Below are 15,211 nucleotides of genomic sequence, written 5' to 3'. Positions count from 1 at the left end.
GGAGGGGATCAGGCGCGGACGAGGGCGCGGGGGAGCAGGACGGCCCCGATGCGTCGCGGCGTCGAGACCGACGCGAGCAGCCCGCGGCGGACGGCGAGGGCATCGGATGCCGCGGCGCGGCCCGCGGCCGTATCGCGCGCACCGTCGGGGGCGCCGTAGCTCGTCCGCTCGACGGCGGCGACCAGGCCCTCGATCCGGCCGGCGGGGACGGTCGGCACGGCCGCGAGCCGGATGCCGAGGGCGCGAGGGCTGTCGGCATCGTCGACGCGGAGGCCGACGTCGCGCGCGCTCTCGCGGACGATCCGCCAGGCCGCGAGGACATCGCCGCGTTCGGCCGCCCTCGTCTGCCAGCGCCGCCGCACCGCCCCGACGAGAGCGGGCAAGAGCACGAGTGCCGCGAAACCGAGGACGACGGCGCCGTAGGGCAGCACGACCGCCAGGGGAGAAGCGCCGGAGTCGGCGCCCGCGCCGGTCGTCGCCGTCGGCGTCGGGGTCTGCCCGGCCTCCGGCGCGGTCGTCGCGGTCTGCTGCGGCGCGGGTGCCGGAGGCACGTCCTGCCCGCCGTCGTCGGGCAGCGGCTGTGCCGAGCGGGTGTAGGTCGCGGGGGTGCCGAGGCTGTTGGTGGGCTCGAACGGGATCCAGCCGATGCCGGCGAAGTACACCTCCGGCCACGCGTGCAGCTGCGAGCTCAGAACGGTCGCGACGCTCTCGCCGTCGACCACACGGCCGGTCAGCGTGCCCGGCAGGTAACCGATCACGATGCGGGAGGGCATGCCGAGGGTGCGCGCCATCACGGCGAACGCGGAGGCGAAGTGCACGCAGTATCCGCTGCGGACCTCGAGGAAGTCCGCGATCGCGTCCACGCCCGATCCGTCGAACCCGTCGGCCACCGGAGCGTCGAGCGAGTAGGTGAACTCCGAGCTGCGGAACCAGCGCTGCAGCGCGGCGAGCCGGTCGTAATCGTTCGCCGCGCCCGATGCGACGTCGAGCGCGGTCCGCGCGATCGAGGAGGGCATGTCGGCGGGCAGCTGGGTGACCGTGTCGGGAAGCCCCTCGGTCGTCGTGCCGGCCGCCTGGATCTGCTCGAGTGTCGGACGCACGACATGCGTCGTCGCGACGTACTCCTGTCCCTGCGTGTCGGCGCCGGCGGCGATCACCGTGCGGTTGGCGGGCATCGCCTCCCAACCGCCCGAGAGGTCGTCGACGCGCACGGCGGGACCGGGGACCGGCAGCCACGCCGACGAGAGCTGCGTGATGCTGACGGTCGTCTGGTACTCCGTCACGCGCATGTCGGGGTCGGCGACGACGGGACCGAGGGCCTCGGGGGTGAGGGGCGTCGTCTCGTCACGGTCGGGCTCCCAGACGTCGCCGTCGAAGCTCGACAGCGTCGCGGCCCGCAGATACGGCATGCTGGGCGCGTTGGTTCGCGTCGTGAGCACCTCGACGTCGGTGGGGCGACGCAGATCGTCGCCGAGTTCGAGGCTGGCATTGATGGTGGTGGCGGGGCCCGTGCCGATTCCGACGCGCGGTGCGGGCCGGGGGAGCTCCGGTACGACGATGACGGTGGCCACGATCGCGGTCACCGCGAGGCCCGCAGCGAGCACGGCGCCGGCGCGCCCCGGGCGCACGCGCGGCTCCGCGTCGCCGCCTCGCCGCGCCTCGGCGGCGGTCTCGGCGACGGACCGGGCGAGCGCTCGCTCGCGCGAGCGGGTCTCGGCGCGGATGAGCAGCAGGATCGCGGCCGCGAAGACGATGAACGCGATGAGGTCGACGGGTGCGGGCACGGACAGGGCCGGGATCAGCCAGACCGCGATGAGGGCGACGGCCGCGAGCAAGGGCATCCGCGCCGTGATCACCGTGTGGTCGAGCAGCACCGTCAGCGCGGCGATCGCCGCCACGGCGATGACCGCCAACGGTCGCTCGGCGATGAGAGGCGCGACGCCGTTGATGATCTGCTCGCTCGCGCCGGCGACGAGCGACGGCAGCTCGGCGAAGGTCCCGGGCGTCGGGATGACGAGGAGGAGCGCGGTGTCTGCGAAGTAGACCGCCGTGACGAGCGCGCATGCCGTCACCAGTTCAGCGAGGGTGACCACCACGGCGGGGGTGCGCAGCCGCCGCAGCCCGATGCCGACCAGCAGCACCGCCGCGGCCACCGCGACCGCGACCGCGAGCCATGCGCCGGCGGCGACGACACGCAGCAGGGGGAGGATCGCGGCGACGATCGACACCAGGAGGACTGCCGCGAGGCGGACGTCGCCGGTGCGGCCCAGGTCGGCGCGTGAGGGCATCAGGGGGCGAGACCGCCACCGGCGCAGGGCGTCAGAACGCGGCACGAGCGGTCCCTCGTTCGGTGGCAGCGCGCCAGGTCTCGGTGAGGTCGCCCTCGGCGCTCAGGACGGCCGCCCGCCATCCGGCCCCGGATGCCCGTGCGATCGCCTCGTCGGACGAGTCGGCCGCCAGCAGAACCGGGAGGGCGCTGTGCGCCACGAGCGGCGCCAGCGCGTCGGCATCGGCCGTGGTCACGCGAGCGGACACGACGACGACCGGCCCGGCGACGGTTCCTGCGAACAGGCGGGGGAGGCCCGCCAACCGGTCGTCGGACCCGGTGACGAGGGTCGCGAGGTCGAGCGCGAGCTGCTCGACCGCGAGCGTGTCGCCGGCCGGCGCCGGTGCACCGAGGGGGTGCCCTTCGGCGTCGATGACGGTGACGTCGTAGCCTTCGCGGGTGAGGCGGGCGACGGCCGAGACGGCGGCCGTCACGGCGGCCTCGAAGGTCGGGTCCTCGCCCGGCAGCGACGCGGCCGGCGCCCACCGGGCTGCCGCCCGGTCGAGCACGACGGTGGCCTCGGGCGTGGACTCCTGCTCCTCCTGGCGCACCATCAGCTCGTCGTGGTGGGCGCTCGCCCGCCAGTTGATCCGCCGCATCGAGTCGCCCGGGGCGTAGGTGCGCGGGATCAGGTTGTCGGCCCCCTCGCCCAGCTGGTGAGTCGCGGTGTGGAGGCTGCCGCCGGCCTCGCCCGGATACTCCGCCAGCGGCGGCAGCATCACGGTGGCCGGTGCGACGGTGATCGGCTCCACGGCGCCCACCCGCACGCTGCGACGGGTGAACTCGAAGGGATCGGTGACGACGATCGCGAAGGGACCGACATCGCGGATGCCGCGCCGGGTACCGCGGATGCGGTAGGTCAGGCGCACGCGGTCGAGGGCGGCGGCGCCGGTGAGGATGCCGGAGGCGTCGCCCTCGACACCGTCCGGCAGGGCGTCGGTCCATCGGGCGATCGCGCCCGAGAGACCGCCGCGAGCCGTTGCATGCACCGTCACGGTGCTCTCGCTGCCGACGGCCGTCACGTCGGGGGAGAACGAGCGCGAGACATCGCCGTAGCGGTGGACGAACCACAGCGACATCCAGCCCAGCGCGACACTCGCGATCAGCAGCACGCCGACGTAGACGAGCTCCGGGACGCCGAACGAGTGAGCGCACACGACGGCGGCGAGCCCGATCACGACCGCACCGACGCCGCGGGGCGTCAGCGGCCAGGCACGCCGGAGGATGCGGCCCAGCGGCGGGCGCCGGCGGGCCTGGGCAGGAGAACCGGTCATGGCGGGCTCAGCGGACCGGAAGCGGGACCGGCACCGTCGCGGCGATGTCGGCGAGCGCCGCCTCGACCACCTCGGCGCCGCTCCGGCCGCGGGATGCGCCGGTCGTCCGCGCCGGGATGAGGCGGTGGGCCAGAACCGGCTGCAGGAGCGCGACGATGTCGTCGGGGATGACGAAGGGGCGGCCGTCGAGCGCCGCCCACACTTTGGCGGCGCGGACGAGCTGCAGCGTGGCGCGCGGGCTGGCGCCCAGGCGGAGGTCGCGGTGATCGCGGGTGGCCCGGGCGATGGCGACGGCGTACTCCTCGACCGCTGGCGAGACGTGCAGGCTCCGTGCCCACGCGATGAGCCCCCGAACCTCGTGCGCCGTGATGACGGCCGCGAGCGAGGAGAGGGGGTTGACGGTGTCGCGCTCGCGCAGCATCCGGGCCTCGGACGCAGCGTCGGGATAGCCCATGGAGATGCGCATCATGAACCGGTCGCGCTGCGCCTCCGGCAGCGCGTACGTGCCCTCCATCTCGAGGGGGTTCTGCGTCGCGACCACCAGGAACGGCGCGGGAAGCCCGTGGGTGCGGCCGTCGACGGTCACCTGACGTTCCTCCATCGCCTCCAGCAGTGCCGACTGCGTCTTGGGGGAGGAGCGGTTGATCTCGTCGGCGATGACGATGTGGGCGAAGATCGCCCCCTGCTTGAACTCGAACTCGCGGTCGGCCTGATTGAACACGCTCACGCCGGTGACGTCGCCGGGCAGCAGGTCGGGGGTGAACTGGATGCGGCGCACGGTGGCATCGACCGTCGCGGCCAGCGCACGCGCGAGCATCGTCTTCCCGACGCCCGGCACGTCCTCGATGAGGAGGTGCCCCTCGGCGAGCAGGCACACCAGCGCCGAGCGCACGGCCTCGGGCTTGCCGTCGATGACGCGGGCGATGCTCGCCGAGATCGCGTCGGTGGTCGCGGCGAACCGATCCGGGCCGAAAGCCGCCTGGGTGCCGTCGTTGGTCATGCGATCCCCTCGTTCTCGGCGCCGCGTGCCCCGCCGCGTCGCGCCCGTCTGGCGAGAGCCTAACCGGCCCCGGTGTCGGGAGGACTCAGGTTCCGGGTTAGACTGGGAACAGCTCTCCGCGAGGCGGCATCCAGGCCAACTCCCCCAGGACGGAAACGTAGCAAGGGTAACCGGGCTCTGCCGGGTTCGCGGAGAGTCTTACTTTTCCCCACCGTCGTGGCCTGCGGCATCCGCCGCCACGACCGTGGTCGATATTCACGGCTCGTGGTCAGGCCTCTCCCTCTTAGGCTGAACCCGTGGCTCAGAGCATCTACATCACGTCCGCAGAAGGCCATTCCGCGAAGTCGATCATCGCGCTCGGGGTGCTCGAGGCGTTCAGTCGCGTCGCGCCACGCATCGGTGTCTTCCGGCCGATCGCGCGGTCGACGGACGAGCGCGACTACGTGCTCGAGATGCTGCTCGACCATGACGGCGTCGACCTCGCGTACGACGAGTGCATCGGCGTCACCTACGACGACATGCGCCGCGACCCCGACGGTGCTCTCTCGCGCATCGTCGAGCGGTACAAGTCGGTCGAGGCCAAATGCGACGCCGTCGTCATCATGGGCAGCGACTACACGGATGTCGGCTCCCCGGCCGAGCTGAGCTACAACGGCCGCATCGCGGTGAACCTCGGGGCGCCGGTGCTGTTGGTCCTCGGCGGCCGCGCGGGCCAGGGCAGCGGCGAGAAGCTCGGATCCGCGCCGGCGCGCACTCCCGACGAGATGGGACAGATCGCATCGCTGGCCGTTTCGGAGCTGCGCGATGACCGCGCCGAGCTCTTCGCCGTCGTCGCCAACCGCGCGGACGGCGATCGTCTCGACGAGATCGTCGAGGCCGTGCGCGACGCCGTGCCGCAGAACGTCCCGGTGTGGGCTGTGCCGGAGGACCGTTTCCTCGTCTCACCGTCGGTGAGCACCGTCCTCGCCGCCGTCGAGGGCTCGCTCGTGAAGGGCGACGCCGATCTTCTCGGTCGCGAGGTGCTGGGCGTCGTCATCGGCGCGATGTCGATGGTCAACGTGCTGCCGCGCCTCAGCGAGCGATCGGTCGTGGTCATCCCCTCCGACCGCGCCGAGGTGCTCCTGGCGACGCTGCTCGCGCACGGATCGGGAACCTTCCCGTCGCTGTCCGCGATCGTCATCAACGGTGGCTTCCCGCTGCCCGAGGCCGTCGACCGGCTGATCGACGGCGTGGGCGAGACGTTGCCGATCATCGCGACCGATCTCGACACCTACGAGACCGCGGCGCGCATCATGGGCACCCGTGGCCGCCTCGCGGCCGATTCGCGTCGCCACTACGAGGCCGCTGCCGCCCTCTTCGAGCGGCACATCGACACCAACGAGCTCACCGAAGCGCTGGGGCTGGCCCGCTCGACCGTCGTGACGCCGCTGATGTTCGCGTACGGACTCGTCGAGCGCGCCCGCACCGACCGCCGCCGCATCGTCCTGCCCGAGGCCGACGATGACCGGGTGCTGCACGCGGCGTCGATCGTCCTGGCCCGCGGCATCGCCGACATCACCCTGCTGGGTGAAGAGATCGAGGTGCGCTCGCGCGCGCTCGAGCTGGGGCTCGACCTGCGGGGGGCCGAGATCCTCTCGCCCTTCGACGCCGTCCACGTCGACAAGTTCGCGCGCGAGTACGAGCGCCTCCGCGCGCACAAGGGGATGACGTACGGTCAGGCCGCCGACGCGGTCACCGACGTGTCGTACTTCGGAACGCTCATGGTGCACCTCGGACTGGCCGACGGCATGGTCTCGGGTGCAGCCCACACGACCGCGCACACCATCCGTCCGGCCTTCGAGATCATCAAGACCAAGCCCGGCGTCTCGGTCGTCTCGAGCGTCTTCCTGATGGCGCTCGCCGACCGTGTCCTCGTCTACGGCGACTGCGCCGTCATCCCCGACCCCACGAGCGAGCAGCTCGCCGACATCGCCGTCTCCTCGGCCGAGACGGCGCGTCAATTCGGCATCGAGCCCCGCGTGGCGATGCTGTCGTACTCGACGGGGGAGTCGGGTTCGGGCGCCGATGTCGACAAGGTGCGGGCGGCGACCGCCCTCGTCCGCGAGCGCGCTCCCGAGCTGCTCGTCGAGGGGCCCATCCAGTACGACGCCGCCACGGACGCGGCCGTCGCCGCGAAGAAGATGCCCGGGTCGTCCGTCGCCGGCAAGGCGACGGTGTTCGTCTTCCCCGATCTGAACACGGGCAACAACACCTACAAGGCCGTGCAGCGCTCGGCCGGAGCCGTGGCGATCGGTCCGGTGCTGCAGGGCCTGAACAAGCCGATCAACGACCTCTCCCGCGGAGCCCTCGTCGAAGACATCGTCAACACGATCGCCATCACGGCGATCCAGGCCCAGGGAGGGGCATCCGCATGAGCATCGTGCTCGTCATCAACAGCGGCTCGTCGTCGTTCAAGTACCAGTTGATCGACGCCGAGACCGGTATCCCTCATGCTTCGGGCCTCGTCGAGCGCATCGGGCAGGAGCAGGGCCGGGTCAAGCACACCGTGTTCTTCCCGCCGGCCGTTGCCGGTGAACCCGCCGTCACGGCGACCGATGCCACCTTCGAGCGCGAGCTGCCCATCGAGGACCACACCGCCGGGTTCCAGCTCATGCTCGACGCCTTCGCCGAGCACGGCCCGTCGCTGGAGCAGCATCCGCCCGTCGCCGTCGGCCACCGCGTCGTCCACGGCGGCGCGCGGTTCTTCGAGCCCACGCTGATCACGCCGCTGGTCGAGATCAACATCGATGAGCTCGCGGTGCTGGCGCCCCTGCACAACCCCGGCGCCCTGCAAGGCATCCGTGCGGCGAAGGCCGCCTTCGCCGACCTGCCGCACGTCGCGGTGTTCGACACCGCGTTCCATCAGACGATGCCGCCCGCCGCGTACACCTACGCGATCGACACGGCGCTCGCCGAGGCCCACCGTGTGCGCCGCTACGGCTTCCACGGCACCTCCCACAAGTTCGTCTCGGAGGCGGCCGCGGCGCACCTCGGACGCTCCCTTGCCGAGCTGCGGCAGATCGTGTTCCACCTGGGCAACGGTGCATCCGTCACGGCGATCGACGGCGGTCGCTCGGTCGACACGTCGATGGGGATGACGCCGCTGGAGGGCCTCGTCATGGGCACCCGCTCGGGTGACATCGACCCGGCCGTCATCTTCCACCTGGCCCGCCGCGCCGAGATGACCATCCCGCAGCTCGACGACCTCCTCAACAAGCGCAGCGGCATGCTCGGCCTCGCCGGGGTGTCCGACATGCGCGACATCGAGGACGGCGTCGCGCGCGGCGACGAGGCCGCCACCCTTGCGTTCGAGGTGTACGCGCACCGGCTGCGCGCGTATGCCGGCGCGTACCTCGCGGTGCTCGGCGGGGTCGACGTCATCTCGTTCACGGCGGGCGTGGGCGAGAACTCGCCCCAGGTGCGGGCCGCGGCCCTCGAGACGCTCGGGTTCGCCGGGGTCGAGATCGATGCCGCGCGCAACGAACAGCGCGGGCGCGGCATCCGACGGATCTCCACCGACACCTCGCGGGTCGAGGTCCTCGTCGTGCCGACGAACGAGGAGCTCGAGATCGCCCGACAGACCATCGCCGTGACGGTGTGACGCTCCGACTCATTACGCTGGTTCCGTGACCTCGGCTCAGCTTCCCGACCTGACCGCCTACGACGGCGTGCTGTTCGACCTCGACGGCGTGCTCACCCCGACCGCCGACGTGCACATGCACGCCTGGCAGACGATGTTCACCGAGCTGTTCACGGCCTGGGGCATCACCCCGGAGTACACCGCGGACGACTACTTCCGTCATCTCGACGGCAAGAAGCGCTACGACGGTGTCGCGAGCCTGCTGCGCTCGCGCGACGTCGAGGTGCCGTGGGGCGACCCGAGCGACGATCCGTCGGCCGACACGATCTGCGGCATCGGCAACCGCAAGAACGCCGTGTTCGAGCGAGTCCTGCGCTCCGAGGGCATCGCGCCGTATCCGGGATCGCTCGCCCTGGTCGACAAGCTCCAGGCGGCCGGGGTCCCCATCGCGGTCGTGTCGAGCTCGAAGAACGCTCGCGAGGTCCTCGCCGTCGCGGGCCTGCTCGAGCGATTCCCCGTCATCATGGACGGCGTCATCGCCGAGGAGCGTCACCTCCCCTCGAAGCCCGCGCCCGACGTCTTCCTCGAGGGTGCGCGCATGCTCGGCGTCGACCCGGCTCGTTCGGTGGCGATCGAAGACGCCCACTCGGGTGTCGAGTCGGCCGTCGCGGCAGGCTACGCTCTCGTGGTCGGCGTCGATCGCGGCGCCGGCGCCGACGCGCTCCGCGCACTCGGAGCCCATGTCGTCGTCGACGATCTCGACGCTTTCGTCTGACCACGTCAACACCCGCCCTCATCGCCCGCCTCCAGCGGCGGGGCCCGTTCTCCGGAAGGCCCTCATGATCGATCGCGATCGCTTCCCCGTCGACCCCTGGCGCCTCGTCGAGAAGAGGTTCTCCGTCGAGGACATCGGCGTGACCGAGACGCTGTTCGCCGTCGGCAACGGCTACCTCGGGTTGCGCGGCAACCACCCCGAGGGGCGGTACGCGCACGAGCACGGCACCTTCGTCAACGGGTTCCACGAGATCTTCCCGATCCGTCACGCCGAACAGGCCTTCGGCTTCGCCGAGGTGGGGCAGACGATCATCAACGCGCCCGACGCGAAGGTCCTGCGCGTCTACGTCGACGATGAGCCGCTCTCCCTCGACGTCGCCGACATCCGCGACTACGAGCGGGTGCTCGACATGCGCACCGGCGTGCTCACCCGCAAGCTCCTGTGGGTGACCCCGAGCGGCAAGGAGGTGCAGGTCGACTTCGAGCGCCTCGTCTCCTTCGAGCAGAGGCACCTCGCGATCATGCGCCTGACGATCACGGTGCTCAACTCCGACGCCCCGGTCTCGGTGAGCAGCCAGATCGTCAACCGTCAGGACGGCGAGGACGTCTACGGGGGCTCGGCTCCGGGCCGTGGCGGGGCCGGCTTCGATCCGCGCAAGACCGAGAAGATCGAGGAGCGCGTCCTGCAGCCCCAGGAGTACTGGCAGGACGAGGACGGCCGGTCGGTCCTGTCGTACAAGTCCACCAACTCGGGCATGACGGTGTCAGTCGTCGCCGACCACCTCGTCGAGACTGAGAACGAGTACTCCTCTCGTCGGCTCATCGAGCCCGACATCGCCAAGAACGTCTTCCGGGTGAACGCGCGGCAGGGCGTGCCCGTCACCGTCACCAAGCTCGTGAGCTACCACACGTCGCGAGGGGTGCCGGCGCGCGAGCTCGTCGAGCGGGGCCGTCGTGTGCTCGATCGCGTCCGCGAAGAGGGCGTCGAGGTGCAGTTCGAGCGTCAGGCGGCGTGGTGCGCCGACTTCTGGCGCCGCTCCGACGTCCGCATCGGCGGTCACGAGGATCTTCAGCAGGCGACGCGCTGGTGCCTGTTCCAGCTCGCGCAGGCGGCCGCTCGCGCCGACGGTCAGGGCGTTCCCGCCAAGGGCGTCACCGGCTCGGGCTACAGCGGCCACTACTTCTGGGACACCGAGGTCTATGTGCTGCCGTTCCTGGCGTACACGACGCCGCTGTGGGCCCGCAACGCCCTCCGGATGCGTTACCTCATGCTGCCCGCCGCGCGCCGCCGCGCCCGCCAGCTCAACGAAGCCGGCGCCCTGTTCCCGTGGCGCACGATCAACGGCGAAGAGGCATCGGCCTACTACGCCGCAGGCACCGCGCAGTACCACATCAACGCCGACGTGAGTTTCGCCCTCGCGAAGTACGTGCGCGCGACCGGCGACGTCGATTTCCTCTACCGCGAGGCGGTCGACATCGCGGTCGAGACAGCGCGGCTGTGGTCGACGCTGGGGTTCTGGCGATTCGGCGAGGACGGCGACGCCGAGTCGTTCCACATCCACGGCGTGACCGGACCCGATGAGTACACGACCGTCGTCAACGACAACCTCTTCACGAATGTGATGGCACGCTTCAACCTGCGCTTCGCGGCGCGCACCGTGCGCGACATGGCCGAAGAGGCGCCCGAGGCGTACCGTGCACTGATCGAGCGACTCGACCTCGACCCCGCGGAGGCCGACGGGTGGGAGCGGGCGGCCGAGGCGCTGCTCATCCCGTTCAGCGAGTCGCTGCGCATCCATCCGCAGGACGCGGTGTTCCTCGACCGCGAGGTGTGGGATCTCGAGAACACCCCCGACAGCCAGCGCCCGCTGCTGCTGCACTTCCACCCGCTCGTCATCTACCGCTACCAGGTGCTCAAGCAGGCCGACGTCGTGCTCGCACTCTTCCTCCAGGGAAACCACTTCACCGATGAGGAGAAGCTCGCCGATTTCGAGTACTACGACCCGCTCACGACCGGTGACTCGACCCTGTCGGGTGTCGTGCAGTCGATCCTCGCGGCCGAGGTCGGATACCAGGACCTTGCTCTGGAGTACTTCCTCGAGTCGATCTACGTCGACCTCGGCGACCTCCACAGCAACGCATCGGACGGCGTGCACGTCGCCTCCGCGGGTGGAGTGTGGACGGCTCTCGTGTCGGGCTTCGGCGGCATGCGCGACCACTACGGCGCCCTCAGCTTCGACCCGCGCCTGCCGCGCGACTGGCCGTCGCTCGAGTACACGCTGCACTGGCAGGGAACGCGCCTGGACATCACGCTGACGGCCGACGCGATGACGGTCGCTGCGGGTCCCGGAGACGCGGTCGAGTTCTCGGTGCGCGGCCGCGAGATGCGGGTCGCGGGAGGCGAGACGGTGCGCATTCCCCTCGCGGGGCAGGGACCGTTGCTGTCGGGCCGTCCGTCGCTGCGCCAGCTCGCGCAATCGCGGCGCGAGGACGGGTCGCTGCTGTCGGCCTCGATCCCCGACTCGACGGTCACGACGTCCATCCCGACGGTGACCACCGACGTGCCCGTCATCACCGGCGAGGTCCCGGTCGTCGAGGACTACGCGCAGTCGTTCGCCGACGAGCAGGTGCGCACCGACTCCTGACACCCGCCCGGGCGCTCCTCGCTTCGGGCGCGTCAGGCCCGCGCGACGGCCTCGCGCGGTCCGGCGGCCGAGAACGTCGCGTCGGTCATGATCGCCCGCACGGCGTCACGACCGGCGCGATTGGCTCCCACCGTCGACTGCGACGGGCCGTAACCGATGAGGAAGAGCCGCGGCTCGTCGATCGCGCGCCCGTTGGCGACCCGGATGCCGCCCGCGGCGGTGCGCAGAGCCAGGGGTGCCAGGTGCGGGATGTCGGCTCGGAAGCCCGTCGCCCACAGGATCGCGTCGGCACGTTCGAACCGGCCGTCGGGCATGCGCACACCGCCCGGCTCGATCCGCTCGAACATCGGATGCCGCACGAGCACGCCCCGCTGCTGCGCCGACTCCGCCCAGCGGTTCCAGTGCAGTCCGGTGACCGAGATGACGCTGCCGGGCGGGAGGCCACGCCGCACGCGCTCCTCGACTCCGGCGATCGCTGCGATGCGCGCGGCGGTGTCGAAGCCGCCGGCATCCCAGCGAAGTTCGTCGCGTGTCACCCAGAGAGTGTCGGCGACGCGCGAGATCTCATCGAGCAGCTGAATGGCCGAGATGCCGGCCCCGACGATGATGACGCGCTGCCCGGCGAAGTCGCCGGCCGAGACGTAGTCGTGCACGTGCAACTGCCGCCCGGTGAACGTCTCGGCGCCAGGGTAGTGCGGCCAGAACGGACGTCGCCACGTGCCCGTCGCGTTGATCACCCATCGCGTCGACCAGACACCGGTGTCGGTGACCACCCGCAGGCGTCCGCGCGGGTCGGCGTCTTCGCGTTCGACGCGGTGGACCTCGACGGGACGGCGGACCCGGAGGTCGAAGCGGCGCTCGTACTCGTCGAAGTAGGCGGGCAGAACGGCACGTGCCGGAGCGCGCGGATCGGCCGGCGGCACGGCGAAGCCGGGAAGCTCGTGGATGCCGTTGACGGTCTCCATCCGCAGCGACTCCCAGCGATGCTGCCAGGCCCCGCCCGGAGCGGACTCGGCGTCGAGGACGACGAACGACCGGCCGGATGCCTGGGAGAGGATGTCGCCGGGCGCGGCCGGGACGAACCCGCGCCGCCGCAGATTGTATGCCGCCGACAGCCCCGCCTGCCCGGCGCCGATGACGACGACGTCGACGTGTGCGGCTTCCATGCCCCGTGCAACCGCACACGGGCACGCGCTGTTCCCGCCGTGTGGGTGCCGACAGGGCCGGTGTCAGCGGTACGCCGTAGTCTGTCTGGGTGACCACCGCCCTCTACCGCCGCTACCGTCCCGAAGCGTTCGGCGAGATGATCGGCCAGTCGCAGGTGACCGAACCCCTGATGACGGCGCTCCGCTCCGACCGCGTCGGTCACGCGTATCTCTTCTCGGGTCCCCGCGGCTGCGGCAAGACCACCTCGGCCCGCATCCTCGCCCGCTGCCTCAACTGCGCGCAAGGACCCACCGACACCCCGTGCGGCACGTGCGACAGCTGCGTCGAGCTCAGCCGCGGCGGAGGTGGCTCGCTCGACGTCGTCGAGATCGACGCCGCCTCGCACAATGGTGTCGACGACGCCCGCGACCTCCGCGAGCGCGCGGTCTTCGCCCCGGCTCGCGACCGCTTCAAGATCTTCATCCTCGACGAGGCCCACATGGTCACGGCACAAGGCTTCAACGCCCTGCTGAAGCTCGTCGAAGAACCTCCCGCGCACGTGAAGTTCATCTTCGCGACGACCGAGCCCGAGAAGGTCATCGGCACGATCCGCTCGCGTACGCATCACTACCCGTTCCGCCTGGTCGCACCCGCCGCGATGCTCGAGTACGTCGAGCAGCTCTGCGCTCAGGAGGGCGTGCAGGTCGAGGCCGGCGTGCTGCCGCTCGTCGTGCGGGCCGGGGGAGGGTCGCCGCGTGACACGCTCTCGCTGCTCGACCAGCTGATCGCCGGCTCCGACGACGGTGCGGTCGCCTACCAACGCGCCGTCGCACTGCTCGGCTACACCCACGCGGAGCTGCTCGACGAGGTCGTCGGGGCGTTCGGCGCCGTCGACGCTGCCGCAGCCTTCGCCGCGGTCGACCGCGTCATCCAGACGGGTCAAGATCCGCGCCGGTTCGTCGACGACCTGCTCGAGCGCCTGCGGGATCTCATCATCGTGTCGGCGACCGGGCAGGGTGCGTCGGCCGTGCTGCGCGGAGTGTCGGCAGAAGAGCTCGAACGGATGGCGCGGCAGGCGTCGCTCTTCGGCACCGACCGCCTCTCGCGAACAGCCGATCTCGTCGTGACCGCCCTCGACGAGATGTCGGGCGCCACATCGCCGCGGCTGCAGCTCGAACTGCTGGTGGCGCGCGTGCTCGCCGCGGCCCAGCACAGCGTCCCGGCAGCCGACCAGGCCCCGGTCGCCGCCGCTCCCGCATCGCACGTGTCATCGCCCGCGTCCGCTCCCGCAGCCCCGGCACGCATCGTGACCTCGGCCCCCGCCGTGGCCCCCGCCCCGGCTCCGGTGGCCGCACCCGCCCAGACTGACCGCCCCGCTCCCGCACCGACCGCTGCGACGCCGTCGGTTGCCCCCGCGAGCTCCGGCCCGACATCCGCGGGCGGCGGCGCGGCCGCAGCCCCGGCAGAACCACGCGACCCGTCTACCGTCACGCTCGCGCAGATGCGCGACTCCTGGCCCGAGGTGCTGCAGCGCCTCGAGTCCATCAGCCGCACCTCGTGGATGATCGCCTCCGTGGCATCGCCCGTGGCGTTCTCCGAGACCGGCGTGCTCACACTGTCGTTCCAGAGCCACTCCGACGTGCTGCAGTTCAAGAAGCTCAACGCCGGAAAGGGCCCGAGCGAAGACCTGCGCAGCGCGATCCTGGGTGTGCTCGGCGTTCGGGTCAAGTACGTCGCCCGCCACGACTCGGATCCCGGCGGCGGACCGGCGCCCGGCGGGCCCACGCCGCCGCCCGGCGGGCAGCCCGGTGGCGAGCCCCGACGGCAGCCCTCCGGGGATCAGCGTCAGCCGGGAGAGGCCGCATCGTCGCCGTCCTCGGGCGGGCAGCGCGCCGCCGGCGCCCCCTCGGCCCCGGCGGGCGCTCGTCCGACCGCTCCCGGGGCTGCGCCCGGTTCCTCCTCCTACGCCGCCCCCGTGACGGAATGGGCGGTGGCGCCGATCCCGCAGGGCGACCCGGCGCCGCAGTTCGCGGTGGACGACGAGCCCGAGGAGGCCGTTGCCGCCCCGGTCCGCACGCTCACGATCCCGCACGACGGCGATGTCGACCCGTACCCCGAGCCGCTGCCGCCCATCGACGAGGAAGACCGCGACTACCCGCCGCCCCCCATCGACGACGACGCGCCTCTGCCGCCGCGCGGGCCGGTCGCCGTCGAACGGCCTGCGGTTGCGCCCGCCGCCGACCGCGTCGGCTCCGGTCCCGATCGCACCGCCGCTGCGGCGGCACCCGCGCCGACGAACGGCCGCGCGAACGCAGCACCCGCTCGGGGCGGGATCGAGCGCTACGGCGAGGCAGTGGTCCGCCAGATCCTCGGGGCCACCTTCGTCCGAGAAGAACCCTTCAGCTCACCCACGAGATTCGGCTAAGC

The 15,211-nt window shown here is 71.7% G+C and carries 9 protein-coding genes and 1 other RNA gene; 6 read left to right on the top strand and 4 right to left on the bottom strand.

The genetic code is table 11. From position 1 onward, the window contains the following. Positions 1 to 8: 8 nt before the first annotated feature. The 3 genes from DEU36_RS04815 to DEU36_RS04805 are packed head-to-tail and all read right to left on the bottom strand — an operon-like array spanning position 9 to position 4,600. Positions 9 to 2,333: a DUF3488 and transglutaminase-like domain-containing protein gene (locus tag DEU36_RS04815; protein ID WP_259455216.1), complete on the bottom strand. Its 2,325-nt coding sequence runs from the start codon at positions 2,331 to 2,333 to the stop codon at positions 9 to 11. After that, positions 2,320 to 3,600, bottom strand: a complete 1,281-nt coding sequence (locus tag DEU36_RS04810) for a DUF58 domain-containing protein (RefSeq protein ID WP_120263154.1) — start codon at positions 3,598 to 3,600, stop codon at positions 2,320 to 2,322. Before DEU36_RS04810 ends, DEU36_RS04815 begins: the two co-directional genes overlap by 14 nt. A 7-nt stretch (positions 3,601 to 3,607) precedes the next feature. Further along, the gene (locus DEU36_RS04805; RefSeq protein WP_120263153.1) at positions 3,608 to 4,600 is read right to left on the bottom strand and encodes a MoxR family ATPase; all 993 of its coding nucleotides are present in this window, start codon (positions 4,598 to 4,600) and stop codon (positions 3,608 to 3,610) included. 107 nt (positions 4,601 to 4,707) lie between these two features. On the opposite strand from DEU36_RS04805, the gene ffs reads away from it, so the two are divergent. The 5 genes from ffs to DEU36_RS04780 all read left to right on the top strand — a co-directional run bounded on the left by ffs (position 4,708) and on the right by DEU36_RS04780 (position 11,638). After that, positions 4,708 to 4,804, top strand: an RNA gene (gene ffs / locus DEU36_RS04800) — signal recognition particle sRNA small type. A 92-nt stretch (positions 4,805 to 4,896) separates the two neighbouring features. Further along, entirely contained in the window at positions 4,897 to 7,014 is a 2,118-nt protein-coding gene (gene pta / locus DEU36_RS04795) for a phosphate acetyltransferase (protein WP_120263152.1), read from the top strand. After that, positions 7,011 to 8,240 (top strand): acetate/propionate family kinase, encoded by a 1,230-nt coding sequence (locus DEU36_RS04790; RefSeq protein WP_120263151.1) that lies wholly within the window; start codon positions 7,011 to 7,013, stop codon positions 8,238 to 8,240. The genes pta and DEU36_RS04790 overlap by 4 nt, the downstream gene beginning before the upstream one ends. Before the next feature lie 25 nt (positions 8,241 to 8,265). After that, positions 8,266 to 8,994, top strand: a complete 729-nt coding sequence (locus DEU36_RS04785) for an HAD family phosphatase (RefSeq protein ID WP_120263150.1) — start codon at positions 8,266 to 8,268, stop codon at positions 8,992 to 8,994. Between the two features lie 64 nt (positions 8,995 to 9,058). Beyond that, positions 9,059 to 11,638 carry a glycoside hydrolase family 65 protein gene (locus DEU36_RS04780; protein WP_120263149.1) on the top strand — a complete coding sequence of 860 codons (2,580 nt, stop codon included), beginning with the start codon at positions 9,059 to 9,061 and terminating at the stop codon, positions 11,636 to 11,638. 32 nt (positions 11,639 to 11,670) lie between these two features. Here the strand turns inward: DEU36_RS04780 and DEU36_RS04775 are convergent, their stop codons facing one another. Next, on the bottom strand, positions 11,671 to 12,804 hold the full coding sequence (locus DEU36_RS04775; RefSeq protein ID WP_120263148.1) for an NAD(P)-binding domain-containing protein: 1,134 nt from the start codon (positions 12,802 to 12,804) through the stop codon (positions 11,671 to 11,673). A gap of 89 nt (positions 12,805 to 12,893) precedes the next feature. Between DEU36_RS04775 and DEU36_RS04770 the strand changes: the two genes are divergently transcribed. Then, complete coding sequence (locus tag DEU36_RS04770; protein WP_120263147.1) at positions 12,894 to 15,209, top strand: DNA polymerase III subunit gamma and tau; 2,316 nt, start codon at positions 12,894 to 12,896, stop codon at positions 15,207 to 15,209. Positions 15,210 to 15,211 lie beyond the last annotated feature (2 nt).

The organism is Microbacterium sp. AG238 (assembly GCF_003610405.1).
Lineage (GTDB): Bacteria > Actinomycetota > Actinomycetes > Actinomycetales > Microbacteriaceae > Microbacterium.
Note: the sequence above shows the minus strand (reverse complement) of the source record. Positions and strands in the feature narration are given on the sequence as shown.

What these genes read in the sequence shown, in the direction of transcription:
- DEU36_RS04810 (WP_120263154.1), bottom strand. Translation starts at nt 3,600, where the DNA reads ATGACCGGTTCTCCTGCCCAGGCCCGCCGGCGCCCGCCGCTGGGCCGC.
- DEU36_RS04805 (WP_120263153.1), bottom strand. Translation starts at nt 4,600, where the DNA reads ATGACCAACGACGGCACCCAGGCGGCTTTCGGCCCGGATCGGTTCGCC.
- DEU36_RS04790 (WP_120263151.1), top strand. Translation starts at nt 7,011, where the DNA reads ATGAGCATCGTGCTCGTCATCAACAGCGGCTCGTCGTCGTTCAAGTAC.
- DEU36_RS04780 (WP_120263149.1), top strand. Translation starts at nt 9,059, where the DNA reads ATGATCGATCGCGATCGCTTCCCCGTCGACCCCTGGCGCCTCGTCGAG.
- DEU36_RS04775 (WP_120263148.1), bottom strand. Translation starts at nt 12,804, where the DNA reads ATGGAAGCCGCACACGTCGACGTCGTCGTCATCGGCGCCGGGCAGGCG.